This window comes from Rathayibacter sp. AY1F6, from assembly GCF_002932035.1.
Lineage (GTDB): Bacteria > Actinomycetota > Actinomycetes > Actinomycetales > Microbacteriaceae > Rathayibacter.
In genome coordinates this window covers 441,892-460,926 of the sequence record NZ_PSVD01000001.1, presented here as the reverse complement: position 1 = coordinate 460,926, position 19,035 = coordinate 441,892, and the positions used below count along the sequence as shown (strand labels likewise).

Here is a 19,035-nt window from a genome sequence, read left to right as displayed (position 1 = left end):
GGGTGCCGCACGCCTCAGAGGTCGGCGTGCAGCGCCCAGACGCGCTCCGCGGAGTCGCGCCAGCTGAAGGCGCGGGAGCGGTCGCGGCCGGCCACCGACATCCGCTCGCGCAGACCGGTGTCGGCGAGCACGCTGCTCATGGCGAGGGCGAGGCGGTCCGGGTAGTCCTTCGCGTCGCCGCGCTCGACGGCGACGCCGGCGTCCGCGGCGACCTCCATCAGCGCGGGGTCGTCGGAGTGCACCACCGGCACTCCGAAGTGCATCGCCTCGAGCACGGGCAGGCCGAAGCCCTCGGCGATGCTCGGGTAGACGAAGAGGGTGGCCCGGGAGAGGACGACGGCGAGGTCGGCGTCGCTGAGGACTCCCAGGGCGCGCACGCGCGTCTCGTCGAGGCCCTGCTCGTCGGCGACGGAGGCCACGTCCAGGTCGCCCCAACCGGTCGGGCCGACCAGGAGCAGCGGGATCGCCGGCGCGGACGCTCCTCCGAAGGCCGCGATCAGCGAGACCAGGCCCTTGCGCGGCTCCAGCGTGCCGACGCTCAGCACGTACTCCGGGGGGAGGCCCAGCGCCGTGGCGCGCTCGTCGGCGTCCTCCGGGACGACCAGGCCGGAGCCGACGGCTCCGCCGATCACGCGCAGTCGATCGCCGAAGTCCATCAGCTGGGAGAGCTGGTGGGCGACCGCGTGGGTGGGGACGACCACGGCGTCCGCGTGCTTGCGGGCGCGCTTGGCCATCGCCCGGTGCCACTTCGCGCCGTGCGGGGTGAGGGTCTCGGGATGCGTCCACGGCACCGTGTCGTGGATCGTGACGGCGATCTGCTCGCCCTCGCTCCCGTCGTGGCTGCGCAGCGGGGCGAAGAGGCTCGGGGCGTGGATCATGCCGCCGCCGGCCGGGATGGCGATCCCGTACTGCCAGGCGCGCGAGAGCTCGCGGCGCCCGAGCGGCAGCCGGTGGATGCGCGCGAGGCCGGGCAGGCGCAGGCGCAGCTCCTCCTCCTTCTCGGGCGGGTGGGCGGAGACGACGGCCTCCACCTCGCAGTCGCGGGGAGCCGTCGCGATCAGCTCGCGGGTGAGCTCCTCGGTGTAGCGGCCGATGCCGCCGGGCACGCGGGCGAGCATCTGGTCGACGACGACGCGGAGAGTGGTGGTCACGGGGTCACCGCCTCGAGGGGTGCGGCGGCGAGCGCGTCCTGCCAGGAGCGCAGCGGCGGCAGGCCCGCCCGGCTCCAGCCGTCGTGTCCGAGGACCGAGTAGGCCGGACGCGGAGCGGGGCGGACGAACGAGCCGCTGTCGGTCGGGCGCAGGCGCTCGGGATCCAGGCCCGCCTTGGCGAAGACGGCACGGGCGAAGCCGAGCCAGGTCGTCTCGCCGGAGCTGGTGCCGTGGTAGACGCCGGCCGGGGCCTCCGCGTCGACCAGCTCGATCAGGCGCGCGGCGAGGTCGGCGGTCCAGGTGGGCTGGCCGTGCTGGTCGTCGACCACGGTCAGCGTCTCGTGCGCGCCCGCCAGCCGCACCATCGTCTTAGCGAAGTTGCCGCCGTGCTCGCCGTAGAGCCAGGCCGTGCGGACGACGTACCCGCGCTCCGGGTTGGCCTCGAGCACCAGGCGCTCGCCCTCGGCCTTCGTGCGGCCGTAGGCCGAGATCGGGTTCCGGGGGTGGTCCTCGGAGTAGGGGGTCGTCGCGGAGCCGTCGAAGACGTAGTCGGTGGAGACCTGCACGAGTGCGGCTCCCGTCTCGGCGGTGGCGAGGGCGAGGTTGCGCGCTCCGACGGCGTTGACGCGGTGCGCCTCCTCCTCGTCGGTCTCGGCGTCGTCGACGCGGGTGTACGCGGCGCAGTTCACCACGGCGTCGTGTCCCGCGACGGCGGCGCGCACGGCGTCGAGGTCGGTCACGTCGAGGTCGGAGCGGCCGAGGGCGGTGCTGGGGCGGGAGCCGAGGGCCGCGCGCAGGTCGGTGCCGAGCATGCCGGAGGCGCCCGTGATGAGGAAGGTCACCTCCTCATCATGCCCGAGCGGTCCGTCGGCCGACGGTCGGCGCTCCGGCACGCCGCCGGGTGGCGCAGAGAGGCGTCGCGGGCCCGTGACACGCCGTCGTTACACTGGCGACCGTGCAGATCCGAGAGCTCGACATCCCCGACGTCTACGAAGTGACTCCGCGCCAGTTCCCCGACGATCGCGGGGTCTTCTACGAGTTCTACCGCTTCGACCGCCTGGCCGAGAAGGTCGGGCACCCGCTCTCGCTCCGGCAGGGCAACACCTCCGTCTCGCGGCGCGGCACCGTCCGCGGCATCCACTTCGCGCAGATCCCGCCGTCGCAGGCCAAGTACGTCTCGTGCTTCTCCGGCGCGGTCCTCGACTACGTGATCGACGTGCGCGTCGGGTCGCCGACCTTCGGGCGCTGGGAGTCGATCCTGCTCGACGACGTCGACCGCCGCTCCGTCTACATCGCCGAGGGCGTCGCGCACGCCTTCGTGGCGCTGACCGAGGGCGCCGTGGTCTCGTACCTCGTGAACGCCACCTTCGACCCGGTGCGGGAGAAGGGGATCGACCCGCTCGACGAGCAGATCGGCCTGCGCTTCCCGGAGGAGGCCGGCGAGCTGCTCCTCTCGCCGAAGGACACCGACGCACCGACGCTGGCCGAGGCCGAGGCGCAGGGCCTGCTGCCGACCTGGGACGAGGCGCGGGCCTTCTACACGGAGCTCGACTCCGCGTCCTGACCGCCGATCCGGTGGGCGGGCCGCCCGGCGCCGGCCGGGCGGCCCGCCCGATCGGAGCGGATCAGCTCTTCGAGCGCAGGCGCATCAGCGCGACCCGGGCGCCCAGCCCGGCGCGGACCGCCGCGCGGATCGGCGCCTGATACCAGGCGCCGTACTTCTGCGCGAGGTAGAGGTAGGCGCTGCGGTGGTGAACCGCGAGCATCCGCGCCGAGGCCAGGCGGGTGGAGTGCCCGCCGAGGTGGGAGACGACCGCGTCGGCGAGGTAGACGTTGGTCCAGCCGCGCTGTCCGAGCGAGTCGCCCAGCTGGACGTCCTCGAAGTACATGAAGTAGCGGTCGTCGAACCCGCCGATCTCCTCGAAGGCCGTGCGGCGCACCATCACGCAGGCGCCGGAGAGCCAGCCCGCCTCCATCCGGCCGTGGCGGAGGGTCTCGACCGCGCGCGAGCGCCGGTAGGTCGCCGACCACGGGTTGCCGGGCCAGACGTGGGCGAAGACGGCGTGCCCGACGCCCGTGCCGAGCGAGGGCAGAGCGCGGGCGGAGGGGTAGATCGTGCCGTCGGAGTCGAGGATCCGGGGCCCGATCGAGCCGATCCGGTCGTCCGCCGTCGCGGCGGCGTAGAGGGCGTCGATCGAGCCGGGGAGGAAGACCGTGTCCGGGTTGGTCACCAGGATCCACTCCACTTCGGGCCCGAGGCGGTCGACCGCGTAGTTGACGGCCCGGCCGTAGCCGAGGTTCTGCCCGGTCTCGTGGAACTCGACCTGCGGCAGGCGCTCGACGACGCTGCGGACGGAGTCGTCCGTGGTCAGGTTGTCGACCACCACGATGCGCACGTCGTGCTCCGTCGCCTCCGGCACGGACTCGAGGCACGCGCGGAGGACCTCACCCGAGAAGTGGGTGACGACGACGACCGCGATGGGCAACGTCGAGCGGGCGATGGGAGCCTCCGGGTGGTGCGGCGTCGACGGGAGGAGTGCCCCGTCGGAAGAACTCGACGAGGCTAGCACGCGGCTCGAGCGGGGCCCGGGAGCCTGCGGCCCTCAGCGGACGATGTCGACGGGCTCGGTGCTGACGGCCACGGCGGCGGGGGAGACCGTCTCGATCGCGGGCAGCGCATCGTGCGCCGGACGGCGGAAGACGACGAACTTGTACATGCAGAAGTTCCACACCAGTCCCACGAGGACGGCGACGGCCTTGGCGATGTTGATCGCGAGGAAGGCGTTCTCGCCGGAGCTGGGGAGGAAGAGCAGCGAGTTGCCGAAGCGGGTGTCGAAGAAGACCTCGAAGCCGTAGATGATCGCCGACTGCAGGACCAGCGAGCTGAACCCGGTGACGAGGAAGAACTTCGCGAACGTGGCGACCGAGACCCTGCCCGGGTGGCGGAAGACGAAGAAGTGGTTCAGCGCGTACGAGATCGTGATGCCGACCAGGACGGAGAAGACGTTGGCGACGAGGGTCGGCAGACCGAGCAGGAGCACGAGCGTGTTGAGGATGAGGAAGTCGATCGCCGTGTTGGTGCAGCCCGCGATGAGGAAGCGGACCTTCTGCGATTCGAGGAGTCTCTTCATCTGCGGTGCTCTTTCCCGTCCCCCTCTGGCGTCGATGCCCGACCGTCGGGCTCCGACGGGCGTCCATCGGGGCAGGCGAACAAGGGGTGAACCGCCGTGCACTGTCGTCCATCGTAACCGCGGACCCCTGCCGGGCGGTCGAACGGCCGGTGCCATGTTCCTGAGAGAGTGCGCGGGCGGGGCGGCGGGCCGCGGGGCGCGCTCGGAGGCTCGCGAGCACCGCCTCGTTATACTCGCAGGGCTCTCACCGGTCAGCCGGTGCACCGGAAGAACGGATCCTCCCCGCCTCATGCGCTCCCTCGCCGTCGTCGTCCCCACCTACAACGAAGTCGCGAACATCGCGACGGCGCTGCCGCGGGTCGCGCTCGCGGCGTCCCGCAACCCCGACTTCCACGTGACCGTCGCCGTCATCGACGACAGCTCCCCCGACGGAACCGCGGACCGCGCGCGCGAGCTCGCGGCCGAGCTCGGATCGGACACCTTCGAGGTCCTCGTGCTCTCGCGCGAGAAGAAGGAGGGGCTCGGCGCGGCGTACATCTGGGCCTTCCAGCACCTCCTCGCGGCCGAGCGCCGCTACGACTACCTGCTGCAGATGGACGCCGACCTCTCGCACGACCCGGACTACATCGACGCCTTCCTCCGCGAGGTGCGCGCGGGCGCCGACTTCGTGGTCGCCTCCCGCTACATCGCGGGCGGGGGCACTCCCGACTGGACGCTCGACCGCAAGCTGCTGAGCGGTGGCGGCAACCTCTACACGCGCCTCTTCCTCGGTTCGAAGATCACCGACTGGACCGGCGGCTTCAACCTCTTCAGCGCGGACCTCCTGCGCACCCTCCACCTCGAGACGATCCGCGCAGCCGGCTACGGCTTCCAGATCGTGCTCAAGTACCGGGCGCTGCGCCGGGCCCGCGGAGTGAAGGAGATCCCGATCGTCTTCCTCGACCGCACGGTCGGCAACTCCAAGATCCCGAGCGACACCCTCCTGAAGAACCTCCTGCTCGTCCTGGCCATCCGGTTCGGCGGGAAGCACCGGTGACGGCGGGTCCGACGGGATCCCCTCGGACCCGGAGGGCCCTCCTCGAGCTCGCCGCCCTCGCCGTCGTCGTCAGCGGGACCCTGCTCGTGCTCGGATTCATGGTCGGCACGCCGTGGCGGCCGCTGCTCTTCCGCGACGGCGACTCGCTGGCGCTGCCGCTGATCCTGCAGTCCTTCGCCGAGGGCCGCCCGGCGGCGTGGGTGATGACGAGCCAGCTCTTCCTCTTCCCCGAGCTCCCCGTCTTCGGCGTCGCGTGGCTGCTGACCGGTGGCGATCCCGCGGCGGCGCTCGCGGTCAACGCCGTGCTCAACGTCGTCCTCCTCTACGGCGTGCTCCGGATGCTCGCGCGACGGCTCGTCGCGGACCGGCACCGCCGGCTGCGGCCCGCGGCCGCGCTCGCCGGCATCGCCGTGCTGCTGGTGCTCTGCTTGACGGAGGGCCGCGCGCTCAACAACGAGGGGGCCCTGGCGACCACCTTCCTCCTCACGACCTACTACTACGGCGCGGTGCTCACAGGCCTCGCCGGGCTCGCCGTCGCTCTGGGCGCACTGCGCGAGCGCCGTCCGGCCGCGCGTCCGCTGCTCCTGGTCGGGGCGGCCGTCGCCGCGACGACCCTCTCCGATCCGCTCCTCCTGGTGCAGTTCGTCGGCCCCCTGCTGGTGGTCCTCGTCGTGCTGCTGGTGCTCGCTCTCGCTGCTCCCCGAGCGGTCCTGATCGTCGCGGGCACGGTCCTCGGGGCCGCCGCGCTCGGAGCCGCGCTGCGGGTCCCGCTCGGCTTCCTGATCGGGACCGACGCCGGCGGGTACCTCCGGCTGCCGCTCGCCGGGACGGCACTGGACGACCTGATCGTGCAGTTCCTGGTGCTGAAGGCGCCGCTGATCGGCAAGCTCGAGGTGGCGCTGCTGGGTCTGCTGCTGCTGGCGGCCCTCGCCGTCGTCGTGGCCGGTGCCGCCCGACTGGCGCGGGGAGCCGCCCTCGACGAGGCGGCCCGTGCGCGCTTCGCGGTGTGCGCGTTCCTGCCGGCGCAGACGGCGGTGCTCCTGGTGGTGCAGGTCTTCACCGGCAGCTCGGTCAGCCGCTACCTGATGCCGATCCCGGTGACCGCGACCGTGGTCGTGATCGCCCTGATCGGCGCCGCGGCGGCGCACCGGCGTGCTGCGGGCGCGCGGCTGGCGCCGGTCGTCCGCGTCGTCGCCCCGCTGGCTGCGGCAGGCCTCGTCGTCGCCGCCGTGCCGGCCACAACGGCGGTCGCCTCCGCGGCGGCCGAGGCGCGATCGGACCCGGACGCCGACTGCCTGGAGCGCTGGATCGACGGCCGCGAGCTCGCGGGCGTCGGCTCGTTCTGGTCGACGCGGCCGCTGGACCTCTACGGGCCGGCCTCGCTGCACGTCCAGCAGGTCAACTTCGACTTCACGGTGCAGCTGTGGATGAACAACCTGAGCGACTACCGCGACCGGCAGTACAGCTTCGTCCTGGCCGACCGTTCGCCCGACTGGGCGGGGCTCGCGCGCGGGACGCTCGGCGCTCCCTCCGATATCGTCGCCTGCGGGGGGTTCGACATCTACGACTACGCGGGCACCGACGGCGAGACCGAGCTGAACCGGATCGTCCAGACCAGCGTGGAGGAGCAGCGCCGTGAGCGCGGCTACTGACGTGCGCGGCCCGCGGACGGCGAGTCGGCGGCGCCGGACGCTCGTCGAGCTCGGATGGGCCCTCGTCGCCGCCCTCGTCTCGGTCGTCGCCGCCGTGCTCGCGCTCGGGATCGGGCCGCAGGACCTGACGGCCCGCTGGACCGTGGGCGGCGACGACCAGATCCTGCACTACACGCTCTTCACCAGCGCCACGCAGGCGTTCCCGTTCGACGGCAACGCAGCGCTCGGCTTCCCCGACGGGTTCAACGCCTTCTTCAGCGCGCAGTTCGACGTCGCCTCCGCCCTCGCCGTGTCGGTCCTGGCCCTCGTGGTGCGCGACGGGACGACGCTCCTGAACGTCTTCTACCTGGGCACGTTCGCGACGGTCGCCGTCACCGGCTACGTGTTCTTCCGCGCCCTCCGCACGCGGCCCTGGGTCGCGGCGTTCTCCGCGGTCCTGCTGTCGCTGCTGCCGTACCACTTCCTCCGGATCGGATTCGGCCACGCGTTCCTCGCCAACTACTGGGCGATCCCGCTCCTGGGCGTGATGGTGCTGATGGTCGCCGGACCGCGCACCGATCCTCTCCGAGCCTGGGCCGAGCGGGGCGCGACGCGGAGGAGCCGCGTACTGCGCTCCGTCGTCCCGGGAGTCGTGCTCGGGCTCCTGGTGGCGAGCACGGGCGGCTACTACTACGTCTTCGCGGTCCTGGTCCTCGGAGCGACCTGGGCGGTGAGCACGGCCGCCGGGCTCCTCTCCCGCGAGCGGCTGCGCGTGCTCGCGGTCTCGTCGGTGCCGATCCTCGCGCTCGGCGTGTTCGTCGGGCTCTCGCTGCTGCTGCTCTCGCTCGACTTCGGGGAGCGCTACAGCCCGTACTTCACGTCGCGGACCGTGGGGGAGTCGGAGGCCTACGCCGGCAAGCTCGTGCTGCTGGGCCTGCCCTGGTCGGGGACCGGGCTGCCGCAGGGGTACGGCCTGCTCAACACCTACGCGGGCCAGTCCGGCGTGGCGCCGACGACGGAGCCGCCCGGGTTCTCGATCCTCGCCAGCGTCGCGCTCCTGATCACGCTCGTGGCGCTCCCGATCTCCGCGCTCGGCGGCGGACGGGCGCTCCGTGCGACCGCGGTCGGCCGGTTCTTCTCGGACGCCCGCGTGCGCGTCCTCGCCGTGGCGACACTGGCCGCGCTCCTCTTCTACACGGTGACGGGCCTGGGCGTCGTGGTCTCGCTGGTGGCGGGGCCGACGATCCGTGCGTGGGCGCGGATGTCGATCGTCATCGCGGTCCTCGTCCTCGGCGTGCTCGCGCTCCTGCTCGATCGGATCACGGCCCGTGGCGGTGTCCGGATCCTCGTGGCGGCGCTGCTCGCCGCCGTCGCCGTCATCGATCAGCTGGCCGGAGTGTCGGCCGCGGTGCCGATCGCTCCGACCGACGACTCCGAGATGCGCTCGTTCGTGTCGGAGGCCGACGCGCAGCTGGACGACGGCTGCGGAGTAGTGGAGCTCCCCCTGAAGAGCTTCCCCGACAGCGGGCGGATCGGAGCGCTCTCCGACTACGACGAGGCGCTGCCCTACCTCGCGACCGAGGAGGGACGCCTCCGCTGGAGCTACGGGGCGGTGGAGGGCACCTACGGCTGGGACGTCTGGGGCGACGTCGACGACCCCGCGGAGTTCGCCGACGCCGTGGCGGGCAGCGGCGCCTGCGCCGTCTACGTGGACACCGCCGGCTACACCGACGACCCCGACGGCTGGCGGGCCTACGTCGAGGCGGCGACGGGGGACGTCGAGCCCGAGGTCGCCTCCGTCTCCGGGCGCTGGCTGCTGTTCACGACCCGGCGCTGATCAGCGGTCGTCGAAGGCCAGCTCGAGCAGGCGCCGGGCGGTGCGGTCCCACCCCGGGATGGGCTCCGGTGCGAGTCGCCGGGGACGGCGCAGCGCCTCTCCGATCGCGGCCGACCACCCGGTGCGGTCCGCCGGGTCGATGAAGACGGCGGTGGACTCCCGCCCGGCGAGCGCGTCGCGGAGGCCGGGGATGTCTGCCGCGAGCACCGGAGTGCCGCAGGCGACGGCCTCGAGGGCGGGCAGGCCAAAGCCCTCGTGCCAGGAGGGCATGGCGACGGCGTCGGCCCCCGTGAGCAGGGCCGGCAGATCCTCGTCGGCGACGTAGGAGGAGGCGAAGCGCACGTCGGCTCCTGCGGCCACCGCGCGGGCGACGGCGGAGTGGACGTCCTCGTTGTCCCAGCCGTCCCCGCCCACCAGGAGCAGGGTGTGGTTCTCCGGCCGCTCGGCCTGCCGGTACGCGTCCACCAGGGTGACGAGGTTCTTGCGGCGCTCGATCGATCCGACGAAGAGCAGGTAGGACCCGAGCCCGTGCTGCGCGCGGACCCGCGACACCTCCTCCTCCCCACGGGCATGGAAGAGGTCGGCGTCGATCGTGGTCGGCAGCACGCGGACGCGCGCCGGATCGACGCCCAGAGCGCTCTCGACCTCGGCCGCGGAGGACGGGGTGCCGGTCAGGACCAGGTCGCTGCGCCGGATCCACCGGGGCACGGACCGCGACAGCAGCTCTCGGCGCTCGCGCGGAACGAGCTCGGGCATCACAGCGAAGCAGACGTCGTGCACGAAGGTGAGCGAGCGGGAGCGGGCGAGCGGCCAGCTCCGGAAGTTCGGGAAGAAGTAGGCGCCGCGGCCGAGCAGGAGGTCGATCCCCGGCGCGGGCACTCGGGTCAGTGCGCTCCACACCGGCCGGGGCAGCGGCACCGGTCGGACGCGCAGCGTACGGAAGCCGAAGCGCTCGATCGAGCCCGCCTCGCTCGCCGGGACGACGAGGAGCACCTCGACCTCTGCGGCGGTCGCGTCGGTGTCCAGCGCGTGCAGCAGGCCGAGCAGGACGCGGCCGACCCCGGTCAGGCGCGGCGCCGCGAGGGCGGTCGCGTCGACCAGGAGGCGGCGGCGCCGCGCGGTCACGGCCTGCTGAGGCGGACGGTGGAGTCGATGTCGACGACGCCGTCGTGCACGGAGGCCCGCTCGACCGTGAAGGTCGCGGCGACCGGGATCCGCATGGTCTCGCCCTGCGAGAAGGTGGCCGAGGAGGCGTGCACGGCGTAGTTGCCGGCGCCGAGGTGCAGGTTGGGGAGGGTGAACGTGACCGTCATCTCTCCGTCGACCGCGCTCAGCGGCGTGCCGATGCGCTCGGTGTTCGTCCCGAAGACGCGCTGGCCGAGGGGGGTGTCGATGCCCATGCCGATGTTCCAGTCGTCGACCGGGAGGCTGGTGCGCACCGTGACGTCGAACTCGAGGGTCTCGCCGCTGCGGACGACCGTGCCGCCGTGCTCGATCGATCCGCCGCGCAGTCGGCAGCCCAGGATCTCGATGAGCTGGGGGGCGGGCTCGTCCGCGGCCTCGGCGGCCTCGGCCTCGCGCTCCTGGCGGGCGGCCCGACGGTCCTCGAAGCTCTCGCGGAGGACCTGGAGTCCCTCGGAGGTCTCACCGTCGAAGACGACGGTGCCCTTCTCGAGGACGATGGTGCGGTCGCAGAGCTCGCCGACCTGCTCGAGCGAGTGGGTGACCAGTACGATGGTCTTCCCCGCGCGCTGGAAGGCGCGGATGCGGTCCATGCACTTGCGCTGGAACGGCTCGTCGCCGACGGCGAGCACCTCGTCGACCAGCAGCAGGTCGGGATCGGTGTGGATCGCGATAGCGAAGGCGAGCCGCACGTACATGCCCGACGAGTAGAACTTGACCTGGGTGTCGATGAACTCGGCGATCTCGGAGAAGTCGACGATCGAGTCGAACTTGCTGTCCAGCTCGCTGCGCGAGAGTCCGAGGATCGCGCCGTTGAGGTAGACGTTCTCGCGCCCGGTGAGGTCGGGGTGGAAGCCCGCTCCGAGCTCGAGGAGCGCGGCGAGGCGTCCGCGGCGCTCCACGGTGCCGGTCGTCGGCTGCACGATGCCGCCGATGAGCTTGAGGAGCGTGCTCTTGCCCGATCCGTTCGCGCCGATGAGGCCGACGGTCGAGCCCAGTGGGATCTCGAGGTCGACGTCGCGGAGTGCCCAGAACTCGTCGCGGTGCTTGCGCCCGCGGCCGAAGTTGACGATCCGCTCCTTGAACGACTTGTCCTTGCGGATGACGAAGCGCTTGGAGGCGTTGCGCACCCGGACGACGGTCGGGGTGCCGGAGGAGGCGGGCACGGACTCCTGCTTGCTGGTGAGGGTCACGATCAGATCTCCTGGGCGAAGTTGCCCTCGAGGCGGCGGAAGATCCGGTGGCCGATCCACACGAACACCAGCCCGACGACGAGGACGATGAGAAGGCGCAGCTCCATGTCCGGCGGCCACACCTGGGGGGCGATCTCGTTGCCGTCGATGATGCTGACGCGCGAGCCGTCTCCCCAGATCGCGCGCTGGAAGGCGAGGATCGCGTTCGAGATCGGGTTGATCAGGTAGAGCTGCTCGGCCCAGCCGTGGCCCGCTCCGGTGGAGGCGGCGACGACGAAGTTCCACGCGTAGACGATGGGGGAGAGCCAGAAGAAGATCTGCAGCCCGACCTCGACGAGGAACTGGACGTCGCGGAGGTAGACGTTGAGGGCCGAGAGGGCCAGGGCCAGCGCGAGGCCGTACACGAGCACGATCGCCAGCGCGGGCACGATGTAGAGGAGCTGGACGCCGAAGATCAGCGAGCCCGTGAGGACGGCTCCCGCGATCAGGACGACGAACTGCACACCGAAGTTGAAGAGGGCCGAGCCGATGGCCGCCACCGGGAAGATCTCCCGCGGCAGGTACACCTTCTTGATCAGTCCGCCGTTGCCGAGGATCGACGTGGTGCCCGCGGTCACGATCTCGCTGAACAGGCCCCAGAGGGTGAGCCCCGAGAAGACGAAGATCGCGAAGTTCGGGACGCCGCGAGAGGCCCCGAGGATCTGGCCGATCGCCACGTAGTAGATGAGGAGCATGATCAGCGGCCGGACGAGGCTCCAGACGAAGCCCAGGCTGCTGTCCTTGTAGCGCGACTTCAGCTCGCGCCCCACGAGCAGGCGGAGCAGCTCGCGGTGCCGCAGGATCTCGGCGAGGGAGGCGACGAAGCCGCCCGAGCCGCCGCCGACGGCCGACGTGGTGCCGGCGATCTGGAACGGCTCGTCGGCGATCGCGCGCGCGCGATCCACAGCTTTGCTGGGCATGGAACTCCAAGCTCTCGGCCTCCGCCGGGCGACGGACCGCATCATTATACGTGCAGCCCACCCTGGAGCCCCCTGGCTGGCGTGCCGGTGCGCGGCGCATGGCGGGTAGTCTTGCTCCCGCTCGCCGACTGAACGACACGAACGAGGTGTTCGCCATGCCCACGCAGCCTTCCGACGTCCCCCTGGACCCGGCGCCGCAGAGCGCTGGGGACCCCGCCCCCGTCCTCGGCGGCACGGGCGAGGACGCTCCTCCCGCTCCCGACCCGAGCCTCGAGTCGGCCGTCGGCGACGCCGCTCCCGCAGCCGTCCCGGCCGAGCCCGCTCGCACATCCGGGGTTCCCGTGGAGCCCCGTCTCGCCGAGCCCGAGTCCCCGGACGAGGAGCTCGCCCGCCTGCGCGCGCAGGTCGACTCCCTCCTCAACGACCCCTTCGACGAGTGGGTCGAGCGGATCCAGGTGGGCGGAGTGACCGCCTCCGGCTTCGAGCGCACCCTCTCCTGGCGGGTGACGAAGCCGCTCCGCCTGGTGCGCACCTTCCAGATCCGCGTCGAGCAGCTCGGGCTGTCGGGCGCCGTCGGCCACAGCGCGCGCTTCGTGAAGCGCCGCCTGTCCGGTCGGGCGCGATGAGCGACCGGTCGCAGGTCTCGGCCGCCGGCGCGGCCGCCGCGCGCGCCCACCGCACGGAGGCGATGCTGCAGCGCCTGGAGCAGATCGGCGCGCTCCTCTTCGACGAGGAGCGCCGCGCCTCGCTGCGCACCCGCGGGCCCGGCCCGTACCTCGACGAGGTGGCCCGCGAGATCCGCTCGCGCCAGGACGACGAGCTGACCTGGGTCGCGCTGGTGTCGTTCACGGCCGCGTACCCGACGAGCGAGCTGTTCGACTGGTTCCGCCGCGCCCTCGAGCTCGCCCCCGAGGAGGCGGCGCTGCGCATCTTCCTCGAGGCGGGCTCCCGCACCGCGACCGGGTTCGCCGATCTGGACGCCCGCGTCGAGGTCGTCGCCGGGGCCGTCCTGATCGACGTCGACTTCCCCGCCCGCCACGGGCACAACACCGGCGTCCAGCGGGTCGTGCGCCAGACCGTGTCCCGCTGGGACGCCGAGCACGAGATCGTCCCGGTCGCCTGGGTCCACGGATCGATGTCCTTCCGGCGCCTGAGCGCGATCGAGCACGAGCGCGTCGTCGACTGGTCCTCCGCCGGGCGGCGCGACTGGGAGCACGGCGATCCGGAGCGCATCGAGTTCGTCGTGCCCTACCGCAGCGTCGTCGTCATCCCCTCGGTGCCCGACTACAACCAGTGCGGGCCGCTCGCGGCCCTCGCCGAGTACTCCGGCAACGAGGTCGTCGTCCTCGGCCACGACGCGATCCCCGTCGTCAGCGCCGACACGGTGCCGCCGGAGGAGACGGTGCGCTTCGTCAACTTCCTCTCCGTGGTCAAGCACGCCGAGCGCGTCGCCACGGTGAGCGCCGCGGCCGCGCTGGAGTTCGAGGGCTTCGTGCGCGCGCTCCCCGGTCAGGGCCTCACCGGCCCGACCGTCGTCCCGGTCCCGCTGCCCGTGGAGCTCCCGGACGGCCTGCGCTCCGAGGGCCGGAGCGCGTCCGGCCTGCCGCTCGTGCTCTGCGTCGGCAGCCAGGAGCCCCGCAAGAACCATCTCGCGGTGCTGCACGCCGCCGAGGTCCTCTGGCGCGAGGGCCTGCGCTTCCGCGTCCGCTTCATCGGCGGGGCCAACCCCTGGGCGCACCAGGTCTTCGATCCCCGCGTGCGCGAGCTGGTCGCCGCCGGACGCCCGGTCGAGGTGCTCCGCGGAGCCGACGACGACGTCCTGATCGCGAGCTACCGGGAGGCGCTGTTCCTGGCGTTCCCGTCGCTGCACGAGGGGTACGGCCTGCCGGTCGCCGAGGCGCTGTCGATCGGGCTCCCCGTGCTGACCTCGCGCTACGGCAGCACGGCGCAGATCGCCGAGCACGGCGGATGCGTCCTGATCGACCCGGAGTCCGACGAGGAGATCACCGACGGCATGCGCCGCCTGCTGACGTCGCCGGAGCTCGTCGACGAGCTCCGCCTCGAGGCGGCAGAGCGGCCCGAGCGCACCTGGGACGACTACGCCCGGGAGCTGTGGGCCGCCCTGATCGGCCCCTCGGCCCTCATCGAGCACGAGGAGGCGCCCCGTGCGCTCTAAGCAGTACCTGGTCGACCGTCTCGCCACCCTGGTGCGCACCCTGGCCCCCACTGTGGAGCCGCTGGGCAGCGTCGACGCCCTCACCGGACAGCTGAGCGTTCTGCTGCCCGCCCCCACCGACCGCGAGGTCTGGCTGGTGCTCGCCGTCCTCCGCGGCACGCTCCCGCGCCGGGAGGACGTCGTCGACGGCCGTCGCCGGGCCCGGCTGGACGGCACCGCCGGTCTGCTCACCCACGCCGCGTCCACCATCGCCTCGAACCGGGTCTTCGCCCGCTTCCACCACCCCGAGGTCGAGGTGGTCGTCGGCGCGGTCGTCGTCGACGTGCACCACACCGCGCGCACGGGGCTGGCCACGGGCATTCAGCGCGTGGTGCGCCAGAGCCTCGTCCGCTGGACGCGCGACCACGAGATCCTGCTCGCCGGCTGGGACTCGACCCACGAGTCGCTCGTCATGCTCACCCCGGAGCAGAGCCGGAACGCCGTCTCGGGCGACGTGCCCGACGCCGCCGAGGACCGCTCCCGCGTGATCGTCCCGTGGCAGGGCACCTACCTCCTGCCCGAGCTCGCCGTGGAGGACGAGCGGACGTCGCGCGTCTCCGCCCTGGCCGAGTTCAGCGGCAACCGCACGGGCACCATCGGCTTCGACTGCGTACCGGTCACCACCGCCGAGACGGCGAGCACCGGCATCAGCGCCGCCTTCTCGCGCACGCTCGTCGCCGTGTCGCACATGGACCGGATCGCGACCATCTCCGAGGCGGCCGCGACCGAGTACTCCGGCTGGCGCCACATGCTCGGCAGCGTCGGGATGCAGGGGCCGGACATCCGGCCGATCCTGCTGCCCTCGCAGCCGGAGAGGGTCTCGGACGAGGAGCTGGCCACCGCCGCGCGCTCGCTGGTGACCGGTGACCTCCCGCTCGTCGTCTGCGTCGGCAGCCACGAGCCGCGGAAGAACCACCTGGCGGTGCTCCAGGCCGCCGAGCTGCTCTGGCGCCGGGGCGTGCGCTTCAGCCTGGTCTTCATCGGCGGCAACGCCTGGAGCAGCGCCGAGTTCGAGTACCGACTCGAGGTCCTCGAGGGCCAGGGCCGTCCGGTCCGCTCGCTCTCCAAGATCACCGACGCGCTGCTCTGGAGCGCCTACCGCCTGGCCCGGTGCACCGTGTTCCCCTCGATCAACGAGGGCTACGGTCTCCCGATCGTGGAGTCGATCTCGGTCGGCACCCCGGTCGTGACCTCCGGATTCGGCAGCATGCACGAGGTCTCCGCCTCGGGCGGCGCACTGTTCGTCGATCCGCACGACGACCACGACATCGCCGCGGCCCTCGAGCGGCTGCTGACCGACGACGAGCTGCACGCGCGGCTCTCGGCGGAGGCGCTCGCGATCGACGGCGGCACCTGGGACGAGTACGCCGCCCGCGTCTGGTCGTACCTCGTCGAGGGCGAGGGCGTCGACGAGCGGGCCCGGGCCGAGCAGTCGGACGCGACCGCCTAGGCGTCCTCGATCCACCGCGTGCAGAAGGCCCCCGCTCCAGGAGCGGGGGCCTTCTGCACGCGGTGCGCGCGGCTCAGCGGGAGCGGCGCGCCAGCTCGAGGTCGTTCTCGACCATGCGGGCGACGATCTCCTCGAAGCCGACGGTCGGCGCCCAGCCGAGCACCTCGCGGGCCCGGGAGGCGTCCCCGCGCATCTCGGGGGCGTCCACGGGGCGCGCGAACCGCGGGTCGATCGTGACCCGCTGCTCCCAGTCGTCGATGCCGGCCGCGGTGAAGGCGGCACGGACGAAGTCGCGGACCGAGTGCGCGACTCCGGTCGCCACGACGTAGTCGCCCGCCTCCTCGGCACGCGAGGCGCGCACGAGGGCGTCCACGTAGTCGGGGGCCCAGCCCCAGTCGCGGCGCGCGTCGAGATTGCCGAGCGAGAGCTCCGACTCGGCGCCCGTCGCGATCGCCGCGACTCCGGCGGTGATCTTGCGGGTGACGAAGCCGAGCGGCCGACGCGGCGACTCGTGGTTGTAGAGGATGCCGGACGAGGCGTGGAGCCCTCGGCCGCGGTAGACCGCGACGAGGTGGTGCGCGAACGCCTTCGCGGCTCCGTAAGGGGAGACGGGGCGGATCGGGGTCCGCTCGGTCTGCGGGTTCTCGGTCGCGGCCCCGAAGATCTCGGAGGAGGAGGCCTGGACGAAGCGGACCTCCCGGCCCGCCGACTCCTGGAGCGCCAGCGAGGCCTCCAGGAGCGCGGCGACCGCGGTGCCGGTCACCTCGGCCGTGAGCACGGGCTCCTTCCACGAGAGCGCGACGGAGGAGAGGCCGGCGAGGTGGAAGACCGTGTCCGGCTGCGCCTCCGCGACGATACGGCCGAGGCCGGAGGCGTCGCGGAGATCGCCCTCGAAGGCGCGGACGGCGGCGGGAAGAGCGGCGTCGTCGGTCCCGCGCACGAGCGCGGAGACCTCCCAGCCGTCGGCGAGCAGGCGCTCGACGAGGTAGCCCCCGTCCTGACCGCTCGCTCCGGTGACGAGAGCGGCAGGCATGACTACTTGATCAGCGCGGACTGCTCGGCGAGGTCGTTCTCGACCATCATCGCCACGAGCTCGGGGAACGAGACCTTCGGCTCCCAGCCGAGGACGTCGCGCGCCTTCGCCGGGTCGCCGATCAGCAGGTCCACCTCGGCGGGACGCATGAACGCGGGGTTCTGGGTCACGTACGGGGTCCAGTCCTCGATGCCGACGTGGTTGAAGGCGATGTCGAGGTACTCGCGGATCTCGTGGGTCTCGCCGGTCGCGACCACGTAGTCGTCGCCCTCGGGCTGCTGCAGCATGCGCCACATCGCGTCGACGTAGTCGCCGGCGAAGCCCCAGTCGCGCTTCGCGTCGAGGTTGCCGAGCTCCAGCGTCTCCTGGAGGCCGAGCTTGATGCGGGCGACCGCGAGGCTGATCTTGCGGGTGACGAACTCCGGGCCGCGGCGGGGCGACTCGTGGTTGAAGAGGATGCCGGAGGAGGCGTGCATGCCGTACGACTCGCGGTAGTTGATGGTCATGTAGTGGCCGAAGACCTTGGCCACTCCGTAGGGCGAGCGCGGCCAGAGCAGCGTCTCCTCGCTCTGCGGGACCTGCTGGACCTTGCCGAACATCTCGGAGGAGGAGGCCTGGTAGAACTTCACGCGCGACATGTCGGAGCCGGCGTAGAGGCGGGTCGCCTCGAGGATGTTGAGGACGCCCTTGCCGGTCACGTCGGTGGTGAGCGACGCGTTCTCCCACGAGTAGGCGACGAATGAGATCGCACCGAGGTTGTAGACCTCGTCGGGCTGGGCGGCGGCGAGCACGCGCACCAGGCTCGACACGTCGGTCAGGTCGCCGGTGAGCAGGGTCACCTCGGGCACGGTGCGGCGGACCAGCTCGTACTTGGGGTTGTTCTGCCCGCGGACGAGCCCGAAGACCTCGTAGCCCTTCGAGAGGAGGAGCTCGGCGAGGTAGAGGCCGTCCTGGCCGGTGATTCCGGTGATCAAAGCGCGGGGCACGTGGTGGTCCAATTCGTCGGGGTCGATGACAGCGGGACACATACTACCCACGGGCACGGCCGGGCGCCGGGAGCGGTGCGGCCCGCCGGTATCCTGGCCGGGCTTCGGACCGATTGGACGCCATGCCGGAACTCCGCCCCGTCACGCTCGCCGTGCTCACCGTCGACCCGGGCGGGATGGGCGGCGGCGAGACCTACGCGCGCGCGCTCACGCGCCTCCTGGCGCCGCGGCCGGGGGAGGAGGGACCCGCCGTGCAGGTGCTCGTCCCGGAGAACGCCCGCGGCTTCAGCGAGGGCGTGCCCGAGGTCGTGGCCGAGGGGGTCGTCAGCGGGGCGGGCCACCGCCGCCGGGCCGTGGGGATGCTCCAGGCGCTCCTGCGCACGCCGCGCCTGCGCCGGCGCCTCGGCCGGGACGCGGTGCTCTACTTCCCGTTCACGGTCCCGCTCCCGTGGCCGTCGCGGCGGCAGGGGCACGTGCAGATGCTGTTCGACCTGCAGCACCGCGACCTCCCGCACCTCTTCCCCCGCGTCGAGCGCGTCTTCCGCCGGCTCGCCTACGAGGCGACCGCTCGCCGCGCCGACGCGGTCATCACCATCAGCGCCTTCACCAAGGGGCGGATCGTCGAGCTGCTGGGCATCCCGGAGGAGCGGATCCACGTGTCGCATCTCGGCGTGGACACCCGGCGCTTCGTCGCGAATCTGGGCACACGCGAGGACTTCGTCTTCTACCCGGCGCGCGCCTGGCCGCACAAGAACCACGCCCGCCTGTTCGAGGCGGTGCGCCTCCTGCGGGAGCAGGGGCACGCCCTCCGGCTCGTGCTGACCGGAGGGGATCTGGACCGCCTCGGCCCGCTGCCGGACTTCGTCGAGTGGCGCGGCCACGTCACTCCGGAGGAGCTCGCCGACCTCTACCGCCGAGCCGCGGTGCTGGCGTTCCCGAGCCTCTACGAGGGCTTCGGCCTCCCTCCCATCGAGGCGATGGCGTCGGGATGCCCGGTCGCCGCGTCCGACGCGGGCTCGCTCCCGGAGATCTGCGGGGACGCCGCGGTCTACGTCGATCCGCTCGAGCCGCGCTCGATCGCGGACGGGATCCTCGAGGCGATCGAGCGGACCGGCGAGCTCGGCCCGCTCGGCGTCGAGCGTGCCCGGTCCTTCAGCTGGGAGCGCTGCCGGGAGGAGCACCTCGCCGTGCTCCGCCAGGTGGCGCGGCGGCGCGGGCGCTGAGGAGTCCG

17 protein-coding genes are annotated in these 19,035 nt (G+C 72.5%); 8 read left to right on the top strand and 9 right to left on the bottom strand.

Annotated elements, in window-relative coordinates; translation table 11 throughout:
- Positions 1-14: 14 nt before the first annotated feature.
- Positions 15-1,151 (bottom strand): glycosyltransferase family 1 protein, encoded by a 1,137-nt coding sequence (locus C5C44_RS02070; RefSeq protein WP_244229467.1) that lies wholly within the window; start codon positions 1,149-1,151, stop codon positions 15-17.
- Positions 1,148-1,993 (bottom strand): dTDP-4-dehydrorhamnose reductase, encoded by an 846-nt coding sequence (rfbD, locus tag C5C44_RS02065; protein WP_104283345.1) that lies wholly within the window; start codon positions 1,991-1,993, stop codon positions 1,148-1,150. The genes C5C44_RS02070 and rfbD overlap by 4 nt, the downstream gene beginning before the upstream one ends.
- A gap of 113 nt (positions 1,994-2,106) precedes the next feature.
- On the opposite strand from rfbD, the gene C5C44_RS02060 reads away from it, so the two are divergent.
- Positions 2,107-2,715: a dTDP-4-dehydrorhamnose 3,5-epimerase family protein gene (locus tag C5C44_RS02060; RefSeq protein ID WP_104232821.1), complete on the top strand. Its 609-nt coding sequence runs from the start codon at positions 2,107-2,109 to the stop codon at positions 2,713-2,715.
- Positions 2,716-2,776: 61 nt separating this feature from the next.
- Here C5C44_RS02060 and C5C44_RS02055 read toward each other — a convergent pair whose 3' ends face one another.
- Together C5C44_RS02055 and C5C44_RS02050 are read right to left on the bottom strand one after the other, a co-directional pair.
- Positions 2,777-3,637, bottom strand: coding sequence for a glycosyltransferase family 2 protein (locus tag C5C44_RS02055; RefSeq protein ID WP_244229466.1), 861 nt, complete (start codon positions 3,635-3,637; stop codon positions 2,777-2,779).
- Between the two features lie 117 nt (positions 3,638-3,754).
- Complete coding sequence (locus C5C44_RS02050; protein ID WP_104223158.1) at positions 3,755-4,282, bottom strand: GtrA family protein; 528 nt, start codon at positions 4,280-4,282, stop codon at positions 3,755-3,757.
- A 289-nt stretch (positions 4,283-4,571) separates the two neighbouring features.
- On the opposite strand from C5C44_RS02050, the gene C5C44_RS02045 reads away from it, so the two are divergent.
- Genes C5C44_RS02045 through C5C44_RS02035 form a run of 3 tightly spaced genes read left to right on the top strand, consistent with a single transcriptional unit; the run spans position 4,572 to position 8,786 of the window.
- Positions 4,572-5,318: a polyprenol monophosphomannose synthase gene (locus C5C44_RS02045; protein WP_104223157.1), complete on the top strand. Its 747-nt coding sequence runs from the start codon at positions 4,572-4,574 to the stop codon at positions 5,316-5,318.
- Positions 5,315-6,970, top strand: coding sequence for a hypothetical protein (locus C5C44_RS02040; RefSeq protein WP_104223156.1), 1,656 nt, complete (start codon positions 5,315-5,317; stop codon positions 6,968-6,970). Before C5C44_RS02045 ends, C5C44_RS02040 begins: the two co-directional genes overlap by 4 nt.
- Entirely contained in the window at positions 6,954-8,786 is a 1,833-nt protein-coding gene (locus C5C44_RS02035; protein ID WP_146082230.1) for a hypothetical protein, read from the top strand. The genes C5C44_RS02040 and C5C44_RS02035 overlap by 17 nt, the downstream gene beginning before the upstream one ends.
- On the opposite strand, the gene C5C44_RS02030 is transcribed toward C5C44_RS02035, so the two are convergent.
- Genes C5C44_RS02030 through C5C44_RS02020 form a run of 3 tightly spaced genes read right to left on the bottom strand, consistent with a single transcriptional unit; the run spans position 8,787 to position 12,120 of the window.
- The gene (locus C5C44_RS02030; RefSeq protein ID WP_104324137.1) at positions 8,787-9,911 is read right to left on the bottom strand and encodes a glycosyltransferase family 1 protein; all 1,125 of its coding nucleotides are present in this window, start codon (positions 9,909-9,911) and stop codon (positions 8,787-8,789) included.
- Positions 9,908-11,161 (bottom strand): ABC transporter ATP-binding protein, encoded by a 1,254-nt coding sequence (locus C5C44_RS02025; RefSeq protein WP_258066614.1) that lies wholly within the window; start codon positions 11,159-11,161, stop codon positions 9,908-9,910. The genes C5C44_RS02030 and C5C44_RS02025 overlap by 4 nt, the downstream gene beginning before the upstream one ends.
- Before the next feature lie 2 nt (positions 11,162-11,163).
- Positions 11,164-12,120: an ABC transporter permease gene (locus C5C44_RS02020; RefSeq protein WP_104223153.1), complete on the bottom strand. Its 957-nt coding sequence runs from the start codon at positions 12,118-12,120 to the stop codon at positions 11,164-11,166.
- A 155-nt stretch (positions 12,121-12,275) separates the two neighbouring features.
- Here C5C44_RS02020 and C5C44_RS02015 point away from each other — a divergent pair, with 155 nt between their 5' ends.
- From C5C44_RS02015 to C5C44_RS02005, 3 genes are read left to right on the top strand one after another with little or no spacing between them, the layout of a single operon-like run.
- A complete protein-coding gene (locus C5C44_RS02015) occupies positions 12,276-12,746 on the top strand; it encodes a hypothetical protein (protein WP_104283350.1) in 471 nt (156 codons plus the stop codon).
- Complete coding sequence (locus tag C5C44_RS02010) at positions 12,743-14,296, top strand: glycosyltransferase (RefSeq protein ID WP_104335166.1); 1,554 nt, start codon at positions 12,743-12,745, stop codon at positions 14,294-14,296. Before C5C44_RS02015 ends, C5C44_RS02010 begins: the two co-directional genes overlap by 4 nt.
- Entirely contained in the window at positions 14,286-15,785 is a 1,500-nt protein-coding gene (locus C5C44_RS02005; protein WP_104335165.1) for a glycosyltransferase family 1 protein, read from the top strand. The genes C5C44_RS02010 and C5C44_RS02005 overlap by 11 nt, the downstream gene beginning before the upstream one ends.
- Positions 15,786-15,858: 73 nt before the next feature.
- Here C5C44_RS02005 and C5C44_RS02000 read toward each other — a convergent pair whose 3' ends face one another.
- Both C5C44_RS02000 and C5C44_RS01995 read right to left on the bottom strand, forming a co-directional pair.
- Positions 15,859-16,818 (bottom strand): GDP-mannose 4,6-dehydratase, encoded by a 960-nt coding sequence (locus C5C44_RS02000; protein WP_104223149.1) that lies wholly within the window; start codon positions 16,816-16,818, stop codon positions 15,859-15,861.
- A gap of 2 nt (positions 16,819-16,820) precedes the next feature.
- Entirely contained in the window at positions 16,821-17,804 is a 984-nt protein-coding gene (locus tag C5C44_RS01995; RefSeq protein WP_104275317.1) for a GDP-mannose 4,6-dehydratase, read from the bottom strand.
- A 122-nt stretch (positions 17,805-17,926) separates the two neighbouring features.
- On the opposite strand from C5C44_RS01995, the gene C5C44_RS01990 reads away from it, so the two are divergent.
- The gene (locus C5C44_RS01990; RefSeq protein ID WP_104223147.1) at positions 17,927-19,027 is read left to right on the top strand and encodes a glycosyltransferase family 1 protein; all 1,101 of its coding nucleotides are present in this window, start codon (positions 17,927-17,929) and stop codon (positions 19,025-19,027) included.
- Positions 19,028-19,035 lie beyond the last annotated feature (8 nt).